At 69.9% G+C, this 19,917-nt stretch carries 18 protein-coding genes; 9 read left to right on the forward strand and 9 right to left on the reverse strand.

Annotated elements, in window-relative coordinates; translation table 11 throughout:
* Positions 1–319 precede the first annotated feature (319 nt).
* The 3 genes from ddaH (at position 320) to E3O49_RS13505 (ending at position 5,267) form a co-directional block, all read left to right on the forward strand.
* Positions 320–1,126: a dimethylargininase gene (gene ddaH / locus E3O49_RS13495; protein ID WP_134365715.1), complete on the forward strand. Its 807-nt coding sequence runs from the start codon at positions 320–322 to the stop codon at positions 1,124–1,126.
* 563 nt (positions 1,127–1,689) lie between these two features.
* The gene (locus tag E3O49_RS13500) at positions 1,690–3,465 is read left to right on the forward strand and encodes an ABC transporter ATP-binding protein (RefSeq protein WP_134365736.1); all 1,776 of its coding nucleotides are present in this window, start codon (positions 1,690–1,692) and stop codon (positions 3,463–3,465) included.
* Positions 3,462–5,267 carry an ABC transporter ATP-binding protein gene (locus E3O49_RS13505; RefSeq protein ID WP_134365716.1) on the forward strand — a complete coding sequence of 602 codons (1,806 nt, stop codon included), beginning with the start codon at positions 3,462–3,464 and terminating at the stop codon, positions 5,265–5,267. The genes E3O49_RS13500 and E3O49_RS13505 overlap by 4 nt, the downstream gene beginning before the upstream one ends.
* 157 nt (positions 5,268–5,424) lie before the next feature.
* On the opposite strand, the gene E3O49_RS13510 is transcribed toward E3O49_RS13505, so the two are convergent.
* The 4 genes from E3O49_RS13510 to E3O49_RS13525 all read right to left on the reverse strand — a co-directional run bounded on the left by E3O49_RS13510 (position 5,425) and on the right by E3O49_RS13525 (position 7,117).
* Positions 5,425–5,778, reverse strand: a complete 354-nt coding sequence (locus tag E3O49_RS13510) for a cytoplasmic protein (RefSeq protein WP_134451768.1) — start codon at positions 5,776–5,778, stop codon at positions 5,425–5,427.
* 52 nt (positions 5,779–5,830) lie between these two features.
* Positions 5,831–6,274, reverse strand: coding sequence for a cupin domain-containing protein (locus tag E3O49_RS13515; protein ID WP_198415971.1), 444 nt, complete (start codon positions 6,272–6,274; stop codon positions 5,831–5,833).
* A 63-nt stretch (positions 6,275–6,337) separates the two neighbouring features.
* Positions 6,338–6,652, reverse strand: coding sequence for an MGMT family protein (locus E3O49_RS13520; protein ID WP_134365718.1), 315 nt, complete (start codon positions 6,650–6,652; stop codon positions 6,338–6,340).
* A gap of 12 nt (positions 6,653–6,664) precedes the next feature.
* Entirely contained in the window at positions 6,665–7,117 is a 453-nt protein-coding gene (locus tag E3O49_RS13525) for a GNAT family N-acetyltransferase (protein ID WP_134365719.1), read from the reverse strand.
* Between the two features lie 174 nt (positions 7,118–7,291).
* Here E3O49_RS13525 and E3O49_RS13530 point away from each other — a divergent pair, with 174 nt between their 5' ends.
* The 3 genes from E3O49_RS13530 to E3O49_RS13540 all read left to right on the forward strand — a co-directional run bounded on the left by E3O49_RS13530 (position 7,292) and on the right by E3O49_RS13540 (position 12,009).
* The gene (locus E3O49_RS13530; protein WP_134365720.1) at positions 7,292–8,506 is read left to right on the forward strand and encodes an NADP-dependent isocitrate dehydrogenase; all 1,215 of its coding nucleotides are present in this window, start codon (positions 7,292–7,294) and stop codon (positions 8,504–8,506) included.
* A gap of 131 nt (positions 8,507–8,637) precedes the next feature.
* Entirely contained in the window at positions 8,638–10,569 is a 1,932-nt protein-coding gene (locus E3O49_RS13535; protein ID WP_134365721.1) for a heavy metal translocating P-type ATPase, read from the forward strand.
* A 201-nt stretch (positions 10,570–10,770) separates the two neighbouring features.
* Positions 10,771–12,009 (forward strand): MFS transporter, encoded by a 1,239-nt coding sequence (locus E3O49_RS13540; protein WP_134365722.1) that lies wholly within the window; start codon positions 10,771–10,773, stop codon positions 12,007–12,009.
* Positions 12,010–12,198: 189 nt separating this feature from the next.
* Here E3O49_RS13540 and E3O49_RS13545 read toward each other — a convergent pair whose 3' ends face one another.
* The 4 genes from E3O49_RS13545 to purU form a co-directional block, all read right to left on the reverse strand.
* A complete protein-coding gene (locus E3O49_RS13545) occupies positions 12,199–12,999 on the reverse strand; it encodes an ABC transporter permease subunit (protein WP_134451770.1) in 801 nt (266 codons plus the stop codon).
* Positions 12,989–13,939, reverse strand: a complete 951-nt coding sequence (locus E3O49_RS13550; protein WP_134434223.1) for an ABC transporter ATP-binding protein — start codon at positions 13,937–13,939, stop codon at positions 12,989–12,991. The genes E3O49_RS13545 and E3O49_RS13550 overlap by 11 nt, the downstream gene beginning before the upstream one ends.
* A 66-nt stretch (positions 13,940–14,005) precedes the next feature.
* Positions 14,006–14,356: a YrdB family protein gene (locus E3O49_RS13555; RefSeq protein ID WP_244285308.1), complete on the reverse strand. Its 351-nt coding sequence runs from the start codon at positions 14,354–14,356 to the stop codon at positions 14,006–14,008.
* A 29-nt stretch (positions 14,357–14,385) separates the two neighbouring features.
* Positions 14,386–15,258 carry a formyltetrahydrofolate deformylase gene (gene purU / locus E3O49_RS13560; RefSeq protein WP_134365725.1) on the reverse strand — a complete coding sequence of 291 codons (873 nt, stop codon included), beginning with the start codon at positions 15,256–15,258 and terminating at the stop codon, positions 14,386–14,388.
* Positions 15,259–15,432: 174 nt separating this feature from the next.
* On the opposite strand from purU, the gene E3O49_RS13565 reads away from it, so the two are divergent.
* The 3 genes from E3O49_RS13565 to E3O49_RS13575 are packed head-to-tail and all read left to right on the forward strand — an operon-like array spanning position 15,433 to position 18,179.
* Positions 15,433–16,752: an MFS transporter gene (locus tag E3O49_RS13565; RefSeq protein ID WP_134410460.1), complete on the forward strand. Its 1,320-nt coding sequence runs from the start codon at positions 15,433–15,435 to the stop codon at positions 16,750–16,752.
* A 60-nt stretch (positions 16,753–16,812) separates the two neighbouring features.
* Positions 16,813–17,859 carry a hypothetical protein gene (locus E3O49_RS13570; RefSeq protein WP_134451774.1) on the forward strand — a complete coding sequence of 349 codons (1,047 nt, stop codon included), beginning with the start codon at positions 16,813–16,815 and terminating at the stop codon, positions 17,857–17,859.
* Positions 17,856–18,179 carry a hypothetical protein gene (locus E3O49_RS13575; protein WP_134451776.1) on the forward strand — a complete coding sequence of 108 codons (324 nt, stop codon included), beginning with the start codon at positions 17,856–17,858 and terminating at the stop codon, positions 18,177–18,179. The genes E3O49_RS13570 and E3O49_RS13575 overlap by 4 nt, the downstream gene beginning before the upstream one ends.
* A gap of 73 nt (positions 18,180–18,252) precedes the next feature.
* Here E3O49_RS13575 and E3O49_RS13580 read toward each other — a convergent pair whose 3' ends face one another.
* Entirely contained in the window at positions 18,253–19,848 is a 1,596-nt protein-coding gene (locus tag E3O49_RS13580; RefSeq protein WP_134365728.1) for an amino acid permease, read from the reverse strand.
* Positions 19,849–19,917 lie beyond the last annotated feature (69 nt).

The following is a 19,917-nucleotide window of genomic DNA, read 5'->3' on the forward strand; positions in this document are numbered from 1 at the left end:
GCCCGACCCCCGCCCCGCCGACGTCGCCCGCACCCGCGTCGCCCGGCCCCCGCCCCGCGTGCTGCGCCCCGCGTGCTGCGCCGTTACGCGGGTGGCACGCCACGCGCGGAGCGGCGCACAACCCGCGCTCGCCCACCCGGGCCAGTGAGAGTGCCCGTTCCGGTCGAGAGTGACCGCAGTACCGGGCACTCTCGACCGGAACGGGCACTCTTGGGAAGCGGGAGGCGCGGCGGCGCAAGCGCGGCGGCGCGAGCGCGAAGGGGGTAAGCGGGAAGGGGCGGGACGAGGGGACGGGACGGCCGGGCTCTACACTGGCGGGATGGAAACCGAGACTTCGCACGCGGACGCCTCCGTCGGGGCGCCGGCCAGGCGGCGCGCGCTGGTGCGCCGGCCCGCACTCAACCTGGCCGAGGGGCAGCTGACGCACATCGAGCGCAGCCCGATCGACCTGGCCTTGGCGGTCGAGCAGTGGCGCGGCTACCTGGCGGCGCTGGCCGACGAGGGCTGGGACACAATCGAGGTCGAGCCGGCCCTGCACCTGCCGGACTCCGTCTTCATCGAGGACGCGGTCATCCTCTTCGGCAATCTCGCCGTCGTGGCCAGCCCGGGCGCTCCGAGCCGCCGCGGCGAGACCGTGGCCGCGGAGACGGCCGTGCGCGCCCTCGGCCTGCCGGTGCACCGCCTCGAGCTGCCCGGAACCCTCGACGGCGGCGACGTGCTCAAGGTCGGCCGCACCGTCTACGTGGGGCGCAGCCTGCGCACCAACGACGCGGGGATCGCGCAGCTGCGCGAGATCCTGGCTCCGGCCGGCTACACGGTGCTCGCCGTGCCGGTCACGAAGGTGCTGCACCTGAAGACCGCGGTCACCGCGCTGCCGGACGGCACCGTGATCGGCTACCCGCCGCTCGTCGACGACCCGAGCGTGTTCCCGAGCTTCCTGCCCGTTCCCGAGCCCGAGGGCACCGCCGTGGTCGTGCTCGACGACCACACCGTGCTCATGTCGAGCGCAGCGCCGCGCTCGGCCCAGCTGTTCGCCGCCCACGGCTACCGGGTGGTCACGGTCGACATCTCCGAGTTCGAGAAGCTCGAAGGCTGCGTCACCTGCCTGAGCGTGCGGGTGCGCTGAGCCTGCGGGGTGCCCTGAGCCTGCTGGGTTCGCTGAGCCTGCGGGTGCCCCGAGCGGGCGGCACGGTGTCCCGCCCCGTCGAATCCCGAATTAGGTCTTGCGCGGGGCGACCAGGGAACATATCCTGAAAGGCTGCCTGATCAGGGGGGCACAGTTCAGACACGACGCGCTCAGGAGGCCGACATGACCAAGACAGCACCGTTCACGCTCGCAACGTTTGCGAACGACGGCGCCCGCATTGGCGCATCCGCCCCGTTCCGTCGCACCGCCTAGCGCGCACCAGAACGCCGAGCACCGCCAACACCGGCCAACACCGGCCGACACCGAACACCGCCAGCCGCCCCACGGGCCGCAGGCCGGCAGTAACGCTGCCGCACCGGGAGGCTCCGGCCTCCCCCTCGCCGACTCGATCCCGTCTCGTCGGCATTCTGCGACGCCCCCCGGCGCCGTTCAGTTCTCCACGTACCGTTCAGGACTCTTTCGTGACCACGCTCACAGACCACACCCATCCGCCCGATCCCGCGGCTGGCCCCGGCCCCGCGCGCCAGAACACTCTCCAGGTGATGCTGCGCCTGTACCCGTTCGCCCGTCCGGCGGTGCCGCGGCTCGCCCTCGGCATGCTCGCCGCCCTGCTCGCAGCCCTCGTCGCCCTCGCCATACCGCAGGTGCTGCAGCGCCTCGTCGACGGCACACTGTCCCGGCAGGAAGCCGGCCAGATCTGGCCGGCCGTGCTCCTCATCCTCGGCCTCGGCGTGATCGAGGCGGTGCTGATCGCGCTACGGCGCTGGTTCGTGCTCGGCCCCGGAACTCACATTGAGGCGAGAATGCGGAACGCGCTCTACGCGCGGCTGCAGGACCTGCCGGTCTCCTTCCACGACAAGTGGCCGAGCGGGCAGCTGCTGTCCCGCATGGTCAGCGACCTGAACCTGATCCGCCGGTGGATCTCGTTCGGCCTTGTTCTCCTCGTGGTCAACGTGGTGACGATCCTGATCGGCGCCGTCATCCTGGTCTCGATGAACTGGGTCCTCGGGGTCATCTTCCTCGTCTGCTCCGTGCCGCTCTGGGTGGTCGGCTACCTGTTCGAGGGCAAGTATTCCGCCGTCGCCCGCCGAAGCCAGGACCAGGCCGGCGACCTCGCGACGGCCGTCGAGGAGTCGGTGCACGGCATCCGTGTGCTCAAGGCGTTCGGGCGCGGGAAATTCGCGCTGAAGAACTTCTCCGTGCAGGCCGAGAGCCTGCGTGGCACCGAAATCGAGAAGGCCCGCGCGATCGCCGGCATCTGGCTCTGGCTGCTGATGGTGCCCGACGTCGCCTTCGCCCTCTGCCTGGTGGCCGGCGTCTGGCTGGCGAGCCAGAATGAGCTGAGCGTGGGGTCACTGGTGGCCTTCTTCGCCACTGCGACGGTGCTGCGCTGGCCGGTCGAATCGATCGGCTTCCTACTGTCGATGACCTTCGACACCCGCACCGCGACCGACCGGTTCTTCGACGTGCTCGACGCGCCGAACTCGATCACCGACCCGGAGCATCCGGTCACGATCGACCGGCCCCGCGGACGCCTCGCGTTCACGAACGTGCACTTCCGCTACCCGGATTCGCCCGCCCGCTTCCTCGACCTGCTCGACGGCGTCGACCTGGTGCTGGAACCGGGGGAGACCATGGCCCTGGTGGGTCTGACCGGCTGCGGCAAGTCCACCCTGACGGCGCTCACCACCCGCCTCTACGACGTGACCGAGGGCGCGGTGACCCTCGACGGCGTCGACGTGCGCGACCTCGGCCGCGAGGAACTGCGGCGCCACCTGTCGATGGCGTTCGAGGATGCGACGCTGTTCTCGGCATCCGTGCGCGATAACGTGCTGCTCGGCCGGCCCGAGTGGTCCGAACGCTCGATTGAAGCGGATGCCGCGCTCGAGCAGGCCCTGCAGGTCGCCCAGGCGGGTTTCGCCCACGACCTCCCGCAGGGCGTCGATACGCTCGTCGGCGAGGAGGGGATGAGCCTCTCCGGCGGCCAGCGGCAGCGGATCGCGCTCGCCCGGGCCGTGGCGGCACGGCCCGCAGTGCTCGTGCTCGACGACCCCCTGTCTGCGCTGGACGTGGACACGGAGGCCCTCGTCGAAGCCGCCCTGCGCGAGGTGCTGTCCTCCACCACGGCGCTGATCGTGGCGCACCGGCCGTCGACGGTGATGCTGGCCGACCGGGTGGCCCTGCTCGAGAACGGGCGCATCACGGCGGTGGGCCGGCACTCCGACCTGCTCCGCGAGAGCGAACACTACAAGTTCGTGATCTCGAGCCTGGAAGACGAAGAGCGACGAGAGTCACTGCGAGAGGAGGTGGCACGATGAGTGTCACCGGAGTCGAAGGAGAAGACCGCAGCACCTTCACCGCCGCGGAGAGCAAGCAGATCCGGACCCGGTCGCTGCGGCTGCTCGGGTCGCTGCTGAGCCCCGTGCGCTGGCCGGTGATCGCGGCGATGCTGATCGTGGTCGCCTCCACGGCCGCGCAGGTGGCCGGGCCGGCCCTGATCGCGTACGGGATCGACCTGGGTCTGCCCGCGCTGATGGAACAGGACTGGGTGCCGCTCGCCGCGACCGGGGTGCTCTACCTCGGCACGGGCGTCCTCGGTGCCCTGCTGATCGCCTGGTACACGATCATGTCGGCGCGGATCAGCCAGGCCGTGCTGATCGACCTGCGCAAACGGGTGTTCCTGCACACGCAGCGGCTGAGCCTCGAATTCCACGAGTCCTACACCTCGGGCCGCATCATCTCCCGCCAGACCAGCGACCTCGACGCGATCCGCGAGCTGCTGGACTCGGGCATCAACCAGCTCGTGCAGGGCCTGCTCTACATGGTGTTCACCGGGATCGCCCTGTTCGCGCTCGACGGCACCAGCGGCCTCGTACTGCTCGGCGCGCTGGTGCCCCTGCTGGCGCTCACGCGCTGGTTCCAGCTGCGCTCGCAGACGCTGTTCCGGCAGTCCCGGGTGGCCTCGGCGAGCCTGATCGTGCGGTTCGTGGAGACCATGACCGGCATCCGTGCGGTCAAGGCCTTCCGGGCGGAGAAGCGCAACGAGGCCGTGTTCGGCGAACTCGTCGAGGACTACCGCAAGGTCAACGGGCGGGTGATCCAGCTGTTCGGCATCTTCGACCCCGGCCTGGTCCTGATCGGCAACGTGGCCGTCGCGGTCGTGCTCCTGGTCGGCGGGTTCCGCGTCGTCGACGGGCAGCTCGCCATCGGCGCGCTCCTCGCGGCGCTGCTGTACACCCGGCGATTCTTCGACCCGATGGAGGAGATGGCGATGTTCTACAACTCCTACCAGGCGGCCCAGGCTGCGCTCGAAAAGATCTCCGGGGTGCTCGAGGAACACCCCGGTGTGCCCGACCCGGCCACGCCGGTCGACCTCTGGGCGGCGAAGGGCGCGGTCTCGTTCGAGGGTGTGCAGTTCGAGTACCAGAGCGACCGCGTCATCCTGCCCCGCTTCGACCTGGCCATCCCGGCGGGGGAGACCATCGCCCTGGTGGGCTCGACCGGGGCCGGCAAGTCGACCCTGGCCAAGCTGATGGCCCGCTTCTACGACCCGACCGAGGGCCGGGTCGCCCTCGACAGCGTCGACCTGCGCGACCTGCACCCCAAGGACCTGCGCCGGGCGATCGTCATGGTCACCCAGGAGGCCTACCTGTTCAGCGGGTCGGTCGCCGACAACATCTCGATCGGCAAGCCGGATGCCACGCCGGCCGAGATCGTGGCGGCAGCTCGGGCGGTCGGGGCGCACGAGTTCATCGAGGGACTGCCCAACGGGTACGACACCGACGTGAACAAGCGCGGCGGGCGTGTGTCCGCCGGGCAGCGTCAGCTGATCTCGTTCGCGCGGGCGTTCCTGGCCGACCCGGCCGTGCTCATCCTCGACGAGGCCACCTCGAGCCTGGACATCCCGAGCGAGCGACTGGTGCAGCAGGCGCTGCAGACGCTCCTGTCAGACCGCACGGCCGTGATCATCGCCCACCGCCTGTCGACGGTGGCGATCGCGGACCGGGTGCTCGTGATGGAGCACGGGCGCATCGTGGAGGACGGCACCCCCGCCGACCTGATCTCCGGCACCGGGCGGTTCGCGCAACTGCACGCCGCGTGGCGGGAGTCGCTGGTCTAGAGACGGGCTGCGGCGCCCGCCCGCGGCGCCCGCCCGCCAAGCCCGCTCGCCGAGCCCGCTCGCGGCGCAGGTTCGAGTCGCGGGCGCAGGGTAGAACCTGCGCCCGCGCGCACAGGGTGCGCCACGACGGATGCGCGGTGCGGGTCGCCGGGACGGGCTAGCCCGGCCGCGGGCCCAGCGGCTCGCGGGGTGAAGGAGCCGTCGGCGCGGCCGGCGGCTCCTTCAGATCGACGAAGATCGTGTGCGTCGGCGTGGGGCCGGTGTTCCGCCCGGAATGGTGCTGCCCGGGCAGCCACCGCGCGACCCCGGCGGGAATGTCGACGTCGACCTCCCGGCCGTCCGACTCCAGGTGCCGGGAGAACGCGCTCAGCGTGATCATCACTGAGTCCGGGTGCGCGTGCGGAGTCGTCTGGTCTCCGGGGGCGTCGAGGTACTCGAGCACGCGCACGCGCTCGTTCTCCAGGATCACCCGGTAGAGACCGGGATTGGTGGCCGCCGGGTCGTTCGTCATAGCCGCAGGTTAGTCCCGCGCGACGGGAAGGGAACCCGCAGGAGGAGCGGCGCTAGGCGAATCCCCACGCCTTCTCTTCGTCGCTCGAGGCGTCGGAGAGCGGTGTGCCGGTCAGGGGACGGGGGGCCAGCGGGCGGGCGGCCGGGCCGAGCGGTTGGTGGCCGGGCTCCGGCGGCGTGACGGGGGCCTGTTTGAGCTCCACGAAGATCGCGTGCGTGGGCGTGGAACCGATGTTCAGGCCGGTGTGTTCCTGGGCCGGGAGCCACCGTGTCTCGCCGGCGGGCAGCTCGACGTCGATCTCGCGGCCCTCCGACGACAGCCGCCGGGAATAGGAGCTGAGGGTGATCATCACGCTGTCGGGATGCACGTGAGGATGGGTCTGGTCGCCGGGGGCGTCCAGGAACTCGAGCACGCGCACGCGGTCGTTTTCGAGCAGAACCCGGTAGAGGCCCGGGTCGGAGGCAAGGGGGTCAGTGGAGGTCGATTCGCTGGGCATGAGGAACGGTAACATCCCTGACCCAGCCCGAACAAGGGGTTGCGGGTGACCGGAATCCAACCTTCAGCCGTGGCTCCACCGCGCCGCCGGGTAGTCGATCCGGTAGCTCTCCGGCAGGTCGCGAAGTGGTGTGCCCTCGTCCCGGTAATGCGGGAGCGCGCGGTCCTCGTGCCCGGCCGGCGGGTGGCCGCCGGAGCGGATCACCCGCCACCAGGGCAGGTCTGTGCCGTACCGCGCCATGATCTGGCCGACGGCGCGGGCGCCGCGGGAGCCGAGCACGGCGGCGACGTCGCCGTACGTCATCACCCGCCCGGGCGGAATCGAAGCGACGATGGAGCACACATGCTCGACGAACTCGTCACCCGATGGTGCAGCCACGTCGGCCCTGGACTACAGCTGCATCGCGCCGATGACCTCGCCGTAGACCGTCTCACCGACATTCGTGAACCCGATCCGGTGGAAGAACGTCTCCGGGCCGCCCTCGCCCGGCTCCCAGATCACCGTGATGCGCTTGAAGCCCCGCTTGCGGGCCTCCTCAGCCAGCGCGTCGGCGGCGAACTTGCCCACCCCGCGGCCCTGCGCATTCGCGTCGACGTTGATGCGCCAGAGGCAGGCCCGGAACTCCTCGTGCTCGGAATCGGGGTCGAAGTTGCCGTGGATGAACCCGGCGACCTCACCGTCCAGGAGCACGACCCGCTGCCAGGCGGTGGCCGGATTGATAACGGATGCCGCGACCGCGTAGGAGACCGGAGCGATGAATTGTTCCTGGCCCGGCTTCAGGCTCAGGTTGTTGGCCGCAACGATGTTGCGTGCGGACAGTTCTTCCAGTCGTAGTTCACCCATGAGAACAGGCTAACCTGCGGCAGACGAGGTGAGGTAGTCGGGTTTTCGGCCGAGCATCGGCGGCCGCTGCCGGGCAGGGCCGGACCGAAAACTATCTCGATGTCAAGATAATTGAACCCCTCGACTAGGATTGACGTGGCCATTAGGCCCCCGCAAAAGTCTGAGGAGATTTCATTGGCGAAGATCAAGGTTGAAGGCACTGTCGTCGAGCTCGACGGAGATGAGATGACCCGCATCATCTGGCATGCGATCAAGGAAACCTTGATCCACCCGTACCTCGATATCGACCTCGAATATTACGACCTGTCGATCCAGAAGCGCGACGAGACCGACGACCAGATCACGATCGACTCGGCCCACGCCATCCAGAAGCACGGCGTCGGCGTCAAATGCGCGACCATCACCCCCGATGAGGCCCGGGTCGAGGAATTCGGCCTCAAGAAGATGTGGGCGTCGCCCAACGGCACCATCCGCAACATTCTCGGCGGCACGATCTTCCGTGAGCCGATCATCATCTCGAACATCCCGCGTCTCGTGCCGGGCTGGAACAAGCCCATCATCATCGGCCGCCACGCGTTCGGCGACCAGTACAAGGCGACGAACTTCCGGTTCGAGGGCGAAGGCACGCTCAGCATGACCTTCACCCCGAAGGATGGCGGCGAGCCCCAGTCATTCGAGGTCTTCCAGGCGCCCGGCAGCGGCGTCGCGATGGGAATGTACAACCTCGACAACTCCATCCGCGACTTCGCCCGTGCCTCGCTCAACTACGGCCTCGAGCGCAAGTACCCGGTCTACCTGTCGACCAAGAACACGATTCTCAAGGCGTACGACGGCCGTTTCAAGGACATCTTCCAGGAGATCTTCGACGCCGACTTCAAGGCCCGCTACGACGCGGCCGGCCTGACCTACGAGCACCGCCTGATCGACGACATGGTCGCCTCGGCCATGAAGTGGGAGGGCGGCTACGTCTGGGCCTGCAAGAACTACGACGGCGACGTGCAGTCCGACACCGTTGCCCAGGGCTTCGGCTCGCTGGGCCTGATGACCAGCGTGCTCTCCACCCCCGACGGCAAGGTCGTCGAGGCCGAGGCCGCGCACGGCACCGTGACGCGCCACTACCGTCAGCACCAGCAGGGCAAGCCCACCTCGACCAACCCGATCGCGTCGATCTACGCCTGGACCCGGGGCCTCTCGCACCGCGCCAAGCTGGACGGCAACCCGGCGCTTGCCGAATTCGCGAACACGCTCGAAGACGTGGTGATCAAGACCGTCGAGAGCGGCAAGATGACCAAGGACCTCGCCCTGCTCGTGGGCCCGGAACAGGGTTTCCAGACGACCGAGGAATTCCTCGCGGCCATCGCCGAGAACCTGCAGACGCGCCTGGCGTAATTCGCCCGCGGCTTCGACGGCGGCAGCCCCTCCCTTTCGGGTGGGGCTGTCGCCGTCTTGCATGCTCCGCCGGGTGTCAGGGGAGCCTTTCCTTGCTGGCGAAGCCCGCCGACCGAGACCATAATATGACCATGGTGTCTGCGTCCTCTGCTGTCCGTCGGTATCCTCTCGTTGCGGCGACCCTCGCCCTGGGCCTGATCGGCGCGGTGCTGGCGCTGCTCGGCCAGGCCGACGCGGTGCGCTGGCTGTTCAGCGGGTACGGCCTGCTGATCGCCGGGATCGAAGCGGTCGGCATGGTCAGGAGACTGCGCCAGGGCACCTTCGGCGTCGACCTGCTCGCGATCATGGCCATCATCGCCACGGTGCTGGTCGGCGAATATGTCGCGACGATGATCATCGTGCTGATGCTGACCGGTGGAGCTGCGTTGGAGGATTTCGCGGTCAACCGGGCCAAACGCGAACTCGACGCCCTGCTGAAGCGTGCCCCGCAGATCGCCCACCGGATCGTGGCAGCCGCCAACGGATCCGGCGCAGCAGGGGCGGGCCCCGGAGTCACCGACGTCGAGGACGTGGCGGCCACCGACGTGCGGCCGGGTGACCTCCTGCTGGTGCGGCCGGCCGAGATCGTTCCCGTCGACGGCGAGCTGGTCTCCGACAGCGCGGCCTTCGACGAATCCTCGCTCACCGGGGAGAGCCTCCCGGTCGAGCGCCGGACCGGTGACGCGATCCTCAGCGGGTCGATCAACGGCCAGGCCGCCGCCACCATCCGGGCCACCGCGACAGCGGCCGACAGCCAGTACCAGCAGATCATCCTCCTCGTCGAGGAGGCCGCCGCGAGCAAGGCGCCCGTGGTGCGCCTCGCCGACCGGTACGCCGTGCCGTTCACCGCCGTGTCGCTCACCATCGCCGCGATCGCCTGGATCGTCAGCGGCGACCCGGCCCGGTTCGCCGAGGTGCTCGTCGTGGCTACGCCCTGCCCGCTGCTGATCTCCGCTCCGGTGGCGTTCATGGGCGGCATGAGCCGCGCCGCCCGCAACGGCATCATCGTCAAGGGCGGTGGCGTGCTGGAGATGCTGTCCCGCGCGAAGACCGTCGTGTTCGACAAGACCGGCACCCTCACGCACGGTACGCCGGCCATCGCGAGGGTGCTGCCGGAGCTCGGCTTCGACCAGGACGAGTTGCTGGCCCTCGCCGCGTCGGCCGAGCAATACTCGTCGCACGTGCTCGCGGCATCCGTCATCTCGGCCGCCCGTACCCGCGGACTCGAACTCACCGCGACGGAGGATGCGAACGAGGTGCCCGCCCACGGCGTGGTCGCGCGGCTCGGCGACCGCGAGGTCGTCGTCGGCAAGCTCTCCTACGTTCGGGATCACGCACCGGAAGCCGTGGCCACCCCCCTCGACGGCGGCGAACTCGCCATCTACCTCGCCGTCGACGGCCGCTTCGCCGGCAGCATCGTCGCCAGCGATAAGACGCGCGGCAACGCGCGGCAGACCATGGCCGATTTCCGCGCCCTGGGCCTGCACGAGACCGTCATGCTCACCGGCGACGCCCGGCCCACGGCCGAGCACATCGCCGAACTCGTCGGCATCGAGAGCGTGCAGGCCGACTGCCTGCCGGTCGACAAGGTCGACGCCGTGCGCTCGCTCCCCAACCGCCCGGTGATCATGGTCGGCGACGGCGTGAACGACGCACCCGTGCTGGCCGTCGCCGACGTGGGGATCGCGATGGGCGCGCGGGGGGCCACGGCCGCCAGCGAGTCGGCCGACGTCGTCATCCTGATCGACGACCTGTCCCGCACCGCCCGCGCGGTCGCCATCGGGCAGGACACCATCCGGATCGCCCTGCAGAGCATTTGGCTGGGGATTGCGATGAGTGTCGTGCTGATGGTCCTGGCCGCCTTCGGCTTCATCCCGGCCACAGTGGGTGCGCTGCTGCAGGAATTCGTCGACCTCGCGACGATCCTCAACGCGTTGCGTGCGATCGGCGGCCGCCGGGATGCCGCGGTTCAGGCCCAGGTCGCCGCGCGGGAGCCGGCCACGGTCGGATCCCGCGCGCGCTGAGCCCGTGTGAACCAATTCGACGGAGATTTTGATCTCAGCGCGCGATTCCAGCCTGTTTCGGACCGTATTCGGCAGAATCTCCGTCGAATTGGTTGGGGGCGGGGGGCCGGGGCCGGATCGAGGGGGCGGGGCTCGGGTGAGGAGTTGAGGCTCGGGCGCCGCGCGGCGACTCGGGACCGGCCGAAGGCTTAACCTGAGGTAATGCGTGCACGATTCCGCCGCGGCGGCCCGACCCCCGACGGTGTGACCCCCGGAGGGAGCCCGCGGCTGTCCCGCGAGGTGTACGTGCTCGGCGTGATCGCCTTCTTCGTGATGGTGGGCTTCGGTGTCGTCGTTCCGGTGCTGCCCGTGTACGTGCGCAGCTTCGGGGTCGGCAACCTGGAAATCGGGGCCGTCGTCTCCGCCTTCGCCCTGATGCGTTTCGTGTCCAGTCCCTTCACCGGGCGCATGATCGACTGGGCCGGCGAACGAGCCGTCCTGGCCACCGGGATCGGAATCGTCGCCGTCTCCAGCGGCCTGGTCGGCGTGGCTCAGAACTATCCCCAGCTCCTCCTGCTGCGCGGCGCCGGCGGCATCGGTTCGGCCATGTTCACCGTGGCGGCGATGACCCTGCTGCTCGGCTCCACCGCGCCCGGGATCCGGGCCCGCGCCATCGGATTCTACCAGGGCGGTTTCCTGCTCGGCGGGATGGCCGGCCCGGCCCTCGGCGGGCTGCTCGCCACGATCTCCCTCACCGCACCGTTCTTCTTCTATGCGGGCACCCTCTCCGTCGCCGGGTTCCTGGGCCTGGTCCTGCTGCGACCGGTGCGGGGCACGGGGCCGAAAACGGATGCCGCACCGGCCCCGCGAGTCCCGTTCCGCACCGTACTGAAGGACGAGCGTTTCCGAGCGGCGTGCCTGGCCAGCTTCTCCACCGGCTGGACCTCGTTCGGTGTGCGCAACGCGCTGATCCCCGTGCTGGTGGTCGAGGTGCTCCGCGGGCCGACCGCTTGGACCGGCATCGCGTTCGCCTTCGCGGCCGTCGCGCAGACCATCGCGCTCGCCCCGGCGTCGCGCTTCGTCGACCGGGTGGGCCGCCGGCCCGCCATCATCGGGGCGTTCCTGGTGGCCGGGCTGACCATCTTCGCCGTCCCGTTTGCGCCTGACATCGTGGTTCTCACCGGGCTGCTCTGCGTCTACGGGGTGGCCTCGGCGTTCATGGGCACCGCCCCGGCGGCCGCCGTCGGGGATGCGGCCGGGGCCGGCGGCGGGAGACCGGTGGCGGTGTTCTCGATGTTCTCCGACTTCGGCGCGATCATCGGCCCGCTCGTCGCCGGCTTCCTCGCCGACCAGGTCTCCTATCCGGTGGCCTTCGGCGTGGGCGCCCTGTTCTTCCTCGCGACCTCCGGCTACGCCGCCCTGCGGATGCCGCGAGGCACCCGCCTCCCTGACGTCCCCTGACACCCGCTGACGCCCCGCGCGAGACCCGCCGAACCGTGAGTTCCGCCCCGTTTTTTTGAATTTTGAGGAGCTTTAATCACGGCTCGGCGGGGCTCGGCGGGGCTCGGCGGGGCAAGACGGCGCAGGGCTGGGTGCGGTGGGGCAGCGCTGGGTAAGGCTCGGGGCGGGCGGGCGGGCGGGGCGGGCCGGTCAGGCCGCGATGTCCCGCCGACGGAACCCGAGCACGGCGAGCCCGAGGAGCACGGCGACGGTGGCCACGGCCACGAGCACGCTGGGGCCGTCCACGCCCTCCCGGAGCGGGTCGTGGCCAATGTACTGGTAGTACGGCGAGAGCTTCTGGAACGGATCGAGCCAGTCGACCAGGGGCGCCAGCGCGTTCACCACATAGGCCACCACCGCGACGACGGCCGGGATGCCGCGGCTCAGCCCGGTCCTGCCGGTCGAGGCCGACAGCGTCAGGGCCAGGGCGCCGAAGACTACGCCGAGCAGCGCCAGGTGCAGCATGGCGGCGGCCACGTCACCGGCCGGGAGGTTCATGTCCGCGAACGACCCCAGGCCCACGAGGGAAACCCCGGTCACCGCCGCGAGCAGGAACGTGCCCAACGCCAGCGCGGTGAACTTCTCCAGGACGACCCGGGTGCGGCCGACCGGGTTGGCCAGCAGGAGGTCCATGGTGTGGTGGTCCTCCTCGCCGCCGATCACGGCCACACCCACGCCGATCGCGTAGACGAGCACGGCGATCGGGCCCATGAACGACAGGAGTTCGACCTGCACGTAGCCGACCGGGGTCGACATGTCCGCGCCGGTCGCGGCGAACAGGTAGCGGAAGGCCTCGGGCATCTGCTTCAGGAAATCGCTCATCGACGGCTGGTCGCGCAGGCTCGGCCACAGGACCACATACATGCCGACCAGGAGCACCAGAGAGACCGACCAGCCGAGCAGACCTCGGCGCTGGTCGTACAGGGTCTTCGTGAACAGGCTAGCCAGCATCGGTCTCACCGCCGTGTGTTTCGGTGACGGTGTCGGAGCCGGTGTCGCCCGGCCCGTAATAGCCGAGGAACGTCTCCTCGAGGTCGGTTTCGGCGCATTCAAAATCGATCACCGACCGGCGGGACACCTGTTTCAGCAGCGCATCGAGGGCGTACTGCGGCGCGCTGCAGCGAAGGCTCCGGTCGCCGATCGAGAGGTCCTGCACGCCCCGGATCCCGGCGAAATCCTCGGCCGACACCTCCTCCAGGAAACTCGCCCGAATCCGGTGCAGCGACCGGGCGCGGAGCTCCTGGAGCCGCTCGACGGCGATCAGCCGGCCGCGACGGATGACGCCGATCCGGTCGGCGACCCGCTGCACCTCCCCGAGCACGTGAGACGAGAACAGCACGGTGCCGCCGTCCCCGGTGTACTCGCCGAGCAGGGCGTGGAACTCCTGCTGCACGAGCGGGTCGAGACCGCTGGTGGGTTCGTCGAGGATCAGCAGCCGGGGCGCGGACATGACCGCCAGCACGATCGCGAGTTTCTGCCGGTTACCGCGGGACAGCGTCCGCGCCGGGCGGCCGAGGTCGACGTCGAAGCGGGCGGCCAGAGCGGTGGCCTCGGCCCGGTCATCGCGGCCGCGCAGGTGATCGAAGAAGGCGATGTGCTGCCGGCCGGTGAGCCGGCCGTAGAGCGCCGATTCACCGGGAACGTACCCGACCAGGCGGTGCACCTCGACCGGTTGCCGCCACGAGTCCAGGCCGAAGACCTGCGCCTGGCCGGAGGTCGGACGGAGCATCCCCAGCAGCAGGCGGATCGTGGTCGTCTTGCCCGCGCCGTTGGGTCCGAGGTAGCCGAAGACCTCACCGGGCTCCAGGGTGAGGCTGATGCCGTCGAGAGCGACGCCCTCGCCGAACTGCTTCCTGAGCAGGGTCAGGCGAACCGGGGCGAGCTCGTTCATGCGCCGAGCCTGCTCCGAACGGCCAGTCGCCGGAAGGGCCAATGGTCCCGGGCCGTGCGGAGGCGGTTAGCGCAGTTCCGCGCGGCCGGAGAGAACGCCGCTGAGCGTGGCGACGACGGCGAAGATCACACCGACCAGCGGGAGGCCGAGGTCCCACCAGGCCAGAGCTGCTGCTCCGAAGACGCAGATCTCGACCACGGCCTTGCCGAACGGGTCGAGCTTGAACACGGCCTTGGGGGAGCGGAACAGAGCCCAGAGCAGGATCGCGAAGGCCGGGGCGACGATGCCGACCACGACGCCGGGCCACGGCAGCGGCCACGCCGCGAAACCCCAGATGCCGAGGCTGATGAACGCGAACAGTTCGAGCAGGAATCGCAGGATGTCGTTGGGGCTGGTCTTCACGCTCGTATCGGTCACTTGCCCCATCTTACCGAGCAGGCGGGCGGCTACTTGAAGATGATGGTGCGGGCACCGTCGAGCAGAACCCGGTGCTCGGCGAACCAGGTGACCGCCTGGGTCAGGGTGCGGCTCTCCTCGTCCTGCCCGATGGCGACGAGTTCGGCCGGCGTGCGGGAATGGTCCACGCGCACGACGTTCTGCTCGATGATCGGGCCCTCGTCGAGGTCGCCGGTGACGAAGTGGGCGGTGGCCCCGATCAGCTTCACGCCGCGGGCGTGGGCCTGCTTGTAGGGGTTGGCACCCTTGAACCCGGGCAGGAATGAGTGGTGGATGTTGATGGCGCGGCCCTCGAGCAGCGTGCAGAGCTCGGGGGAGAGGATCTGCATGTACCGGGCGAGCACGACCAGCTCGATGTCGTGCTCGTCGAGTGCCTCGATCACGCGCGCCTCGAAGGCCGCCTTGCTCGCGGCATCCGTCACCGGTCGGGACTCGAACGGCACCCCGTAGAACCCGACCAGGTCGCGCAGCGTGCCGTGGTTGCTGAGCACCAGGGGGACCTCGATCGGGAGCTGCCCGCCGCGCTGGCGGAACAGCATGTCGTTCACGCAGTTGCCCGCCGTCGACGCGAGCACGAGGGTGCGCACCGGGCGCCCCACCACGTCGATGGCGGAATTCATCCTGAAGTGGGCGACGACGGGGGCGAGCTCCTGCTCGAGCTCCTCGCGCGGGGCGGGGGACTCCACCTGCAGGCGCATGAAGAACCGGCCGGTGTCGGCACTGGCGAACTGCTGGCTCTCGGTGATGTTGCCCCTGGCGCGCACGATGGCACCGCTGACCGCGTGCACGATGCCCGGCTGGTCGACGCAGACGAGGGTGATCACCCAGTGGTGGCGCGGGTTCGGCGACAGAGAAGAAGTCATCCGACTAGGTTACCGGCCTCTCTGGCCGCGCCGGCCACCCGTCGGCTAGGCTGGGACGTGGTCGGCGCAGCATGCCGGCCCCGGGCGCGCACGTCGGCGCGCAGCCGATCCGGACCGGCCCCGCGACGCGAGAGCGGCGGGCGCCACTGTTCTCGTCTGTGAGCCACAGCCACCATGTCATTCACCGCGCCCATCACCCTGCCCCCGCTCGGCGACGGGCAGGGCCGCCCGGGGTCAACTCCCGGCCCCTTCCCCTGGGTCGGGCTGATCGCCCTCGCGGCCGCCGTTTTCCTGTCGGTGACCTCCGAGATGCTGCCGACCGGCCTGCTGCCGGACATGAGCCGGTCCCTCGGCGTCAGCGAGGCCCAGGTGGGGCTGCTGGTCTCCTGGTTCGCGTTCACCGTGGTGCTCACGAGCACCTCCCTGGCGCATCTGACCCGCCGGCTGCCGCGGCACGGCCTGATCGTGCTCGTGCTGGTCGTGCTCGCCGTCAGTAATGTGCTCACCGCGGTCGCCCCCAACTACGCGTTCATGGTGGGCGGCCGCATCCTCGGCGGCATGGCCCACGGCCTGTTCTGGGCCGTCGTCGGCGCCTATGCGGCGCATCTCGTGCCGCGGGAGCAGATCGGCCGGGCCGTGGCGATCACGGTGTCCGGCGGCACCCTCGCGTTCGTGCTCGGCGTTCCGCTGGCCACGGCGGCCGGGCACCTCCTGGGCTGGCGGCTGTCGTTCATCGCGCTCGCCGTGCTGATGCTCCTCGGCGCCGTCGTCGTGTGGCGTTTCCTGCCGCACGTCTCGCACTACGGTGCCCGGCGCACGGATGCCGAGGCGACCGAGGCGACCGAGGCTGCCGAGGCGGCCGCGCTCGCCGCGGCGGAACCCGCCGCCGTGCCCGCCCTCGAAACGGCCGCCGAACCGCGCCGCGACCCGACGATGCCAGCCGTGATCCTGCTCTGCTCGATCACGGCCCTGACGATGGTCGGGCACTACACCTTCTATACCTACATCGCCCCGTTCCTGATCGACGGGATGGGCGTGGACGGCGCGGCCGTCGCGCCGCTCCTGTTCGCGTACGGCATCGCCGGCGCGGTCGGGCTGGTCCTCTCCGGCACCGTGTTCGGCCCTCGGCCCCAGCTGGGACTGGTGATCGGCATCGCCGTCTCCGCGATCAGCGTCAGCGTCCTCGCCCTGTTCGCGTCGACGCTGCCGGTGGCCATCGGCGCCTTCGTGCTGTGGGGGCTGGCCTTCGGCACGCTGCCGCCGCTGCTGCAGACGCGACTGCTGCGCACAGCCTCGCGGCGCATCCGTGACACCGCGAGCGCCATCTACACCACCGCGTTCAACGCCGGCATCGGCGGCGGCGCACTGCTGGGCGCCGCGCTGCTGAACACCGTGGGCATGCCCGCCGTGCCGTTGGCCTACATCGGCATCCTGTCGCTGGCGTTCGTGCTCGTCATCGTCAGTCACGCGGTCACCTGCCGCCGCGCCGTCTGACCTATCCGGAGTGCGGGCGGAAGCCTAGGGTGAGGGCACCGAGCTGGAGGAGGCCCCCCGATGGACGCTCGGCCTCGACCGGGCACCCGACCGCGCCGAACGCCGGGCCCCCGTCTCGTGTGCGTCGCAGCGCTGGCCGCGCTCCTGCTGGCCGGGTGCGCCGGCGGAACAACGGCGCCCCCGGCCGGTCCCGGCGGGACAGCGCAGCCGTCGGTAGACCCCGGCGGGTCCGTCGGCACGGTGTTCACCGACGCGCAGCTGACGGCGTTGCTCGCCACGCTCGCTGACGGCGCCGGCAACACCGTCATCCCCTACAGCGACGCCGGCAGCGTGAGAATCGCCTTCAAGGACGGCGCCGACCTTCCGCCACGACCCGCCGCCGAGCCCGCGGCCTGTGCCGCATTCCAGCCCGAGAGCATGCTGACCCGGCCCGAAACGCTGAAAATGCAATTCGCGGCGGGTGCGTTGCCCGCCAGCACCCCGTTCGGCACCGACACCACCATGATCCTGCTGAAGAGCGCCCCGACCGGCGAGCTGACGAACGCGAACTTCGCCTGCACGGATGACCAGGCCTCCGCCTGTTCGACCTTCACGCTCACGCAATCAGGCACCGAGACCCCTCAGGACGCACGCTTCGTGAAGGTGCCCGCGGTCGGCGATCGGACGTTCGCCACCGTGGTGACCGGCGGCCTGAAACCGGGAGACGTCACCGTCAGCCTGCAGGCGCTGGCCGGAACGGTGTCCATCGGAATGGGTCGCATGGTGGCGACGGCCGACGCCGACGCCACGGCCGCCGACCTGGCCGAGCTGGCCACGCGAATCGTCGCCGTGGTGCGGGACGGAGCGCCGTCGGTGCCCGCACCACCGAGCAACGCCTTCACGCCCGAGCAGCTGGCCGGCCTCCTGGACGGGGTCACCGGCCCCACCGGGAAAGCCATCGACGTGGCCGGAGGATCGACGATCCGGCCGGGGGACACGGCTGTGATGCCTTCATCGGAGGCGTGCTCTACGACGAGGTGGCCTACACGGGCTCGCAGGCCGGAGCGTCCACGGCCGACGGTGATATCCAGGGGGAGGAGAAGCTGGACGGGATCAGAGTGCGGGTGACAAGCCTGCCGCCGGCCGCCGCCCCGCCGTATCCCTTCGACGCCAAGGCGGCCCTCTTCCAGGACTGCACGTCGGTTCAGGGCACCCGGCCCGGCGCCGTGACACGCACCTGGGACCTGTTGCAACTCGAGGTGACGACCAACGGTGAGGCCTCCTACGCCGTCGCGTATCGCGTCGGCGACGAATGGTCGGTCCTGGTCGGCGCCCGGAACGGTTCCCTCTCCGTGGAGGCGGAGACCGGGGCCCGGTCCGAGAGCGACCTCCCGCAGGCGGCAGCCGGTCTGGCCGCCGTCGTCGACGAGGTGCTGGCCAGAGCGTGACCTGGCCTGAGCGTGACCTGACCCGGGCGTGACCTGACCGGCGCCGGCCGGTAACCGGCCCCGGCGCCCTCCGCTAGCCCTTCCGGCCCGCATCCGTCGGGTCCGTGCCGCGCATCTGGTCGGCGAGCGGGCGGTTGGGGATGATCGGCACCTGGCCGGTGAAGCCCTCCCGGGCGGCCGCGATCTCGAGGATGCGCCCGCGCGAGGCGTACCAGCCGACGATCAGCAGCGGGATGATGATCACGAGCGAGCTGATCGTGAGCGTGCCGACCGGCCAGTCGAAGGCCATCAGCACGAGTACCGCGACGAGGAAGGCCAGGCTGGCGTAGCCCGTGTAGGGGGCCCCGAACATCCGGAATGCCGGCCGCTCGAGGATGCCCAGCTTCGACCAGGCGTGCAGGCGCAGCTGGCAGAGCACGATCATGCCCCAGGCGCTGATGATGCCGATGGCCGCCATGTTCAGCACGATCTCGAAGGCGGCGTCGGGGACGACCGCGTTCAGGCCGACGCCGAGCAGCGTGACCGCGCCGGTGAGCAGGATGCCGCCGAACGGCACGCCCGTGCGGCTCACCTTGCCGGCGAATCGCGGCGCCGAGCCCGCAAGGGACATCGAGCGCAGGATGCGTCCGGTCGAGTAGAGGCCCGCGTTGAGGGAGGAGAGGGCCGCCGTGAGCACCACCAGGTTCATGATCACGTCGACGCCGTCGATGCCGATCGTGCCGAAGAATGTCACGAACGGGCTCTCGCCGGCCTGGTACGCGGTGTACGGCAGCAGCAGCGACAACAGCAGGATCGAGCCGACGTAGAACACGGCGATCCGCACGATGACCGTGTTGATGGCCTTGGGCATCACCTTCTCCGGGTTCTTCGTTTCCCCGGCGGTCGTGCCGACCAGCTCGATCGACGCGTAGGCGAACACGACGCCCTGAACGACCAGCACGGATGCGATCACCCCGTTCGGCAGCCAGCCCCCGTTGTCGGCGATGAGGCTGAAACCGGCCTCCTGCCCGGGAATCGGCGTGCCGAAGATGACCATCCACGTTCCCACCAGCAGGAACGCGACGATGGCGAGCACCTTGATAAGTGCGAACCAGAACTCCAGTTCGCCGAACACGCTCACCGAGAGCAGGTTCAGGCAGAGCACGACCGCGAGGGCGAAGAGCGCGTAGAGCCACTGCGGCACGTCTCCGAACGGCGCCCAGTACCGGGCGAAGAAGTTCATGTAGAGCGCCACGGCGGTGACGTCGACGATCGCGGTCATCACCCAGTTGAGCCAGTACAGCCAGCCGGTGACGAAGGCCGTCTTCTCGCCGAAGAACTCACGGGCGTAGGAGACGAAGGAGCCCGACGACGGGCGGTGCAGCACCAGCTCGCCGAGAGCGCGCAGGATCAGGAACGCAAAGAATCCGCAGATCGCGTACACGAACACCAGGGACGGGCCCGCGGTGGCGAGACGGCCGCCCGCGCCGAGGAACAGCCCGGTGCCGATGGCCCCGCCGATCGCGATCATCTGCACCTGCCGGGCCTTGAGGCCCTTATGCAGCCCCTCGTCCTCGTGCACGTTGACGGCGTCCGCGATGTGCTCGAGGGGGGTCTCCGTGCCACGACCGTGGTACTCGTGGTGTTCATGTTTGAGGGGCACTTCTGGCCCCTGATTTGCACGCGTCATGGGGCTCTTCCGATAATCGGGTTTTCCTCAACACTATCGGCCTCCCGCACGGGGTGTGTGCCGCGCGTG

Source organism: Cryobacterium shii (assembly GCF_004402595.1).
Lineage (GTDB): Bacteria > Actinomycetota > Actinomycetes > Actinomycetales > Microbacteriaceae > Cryobacterium > Cryobacterium shii.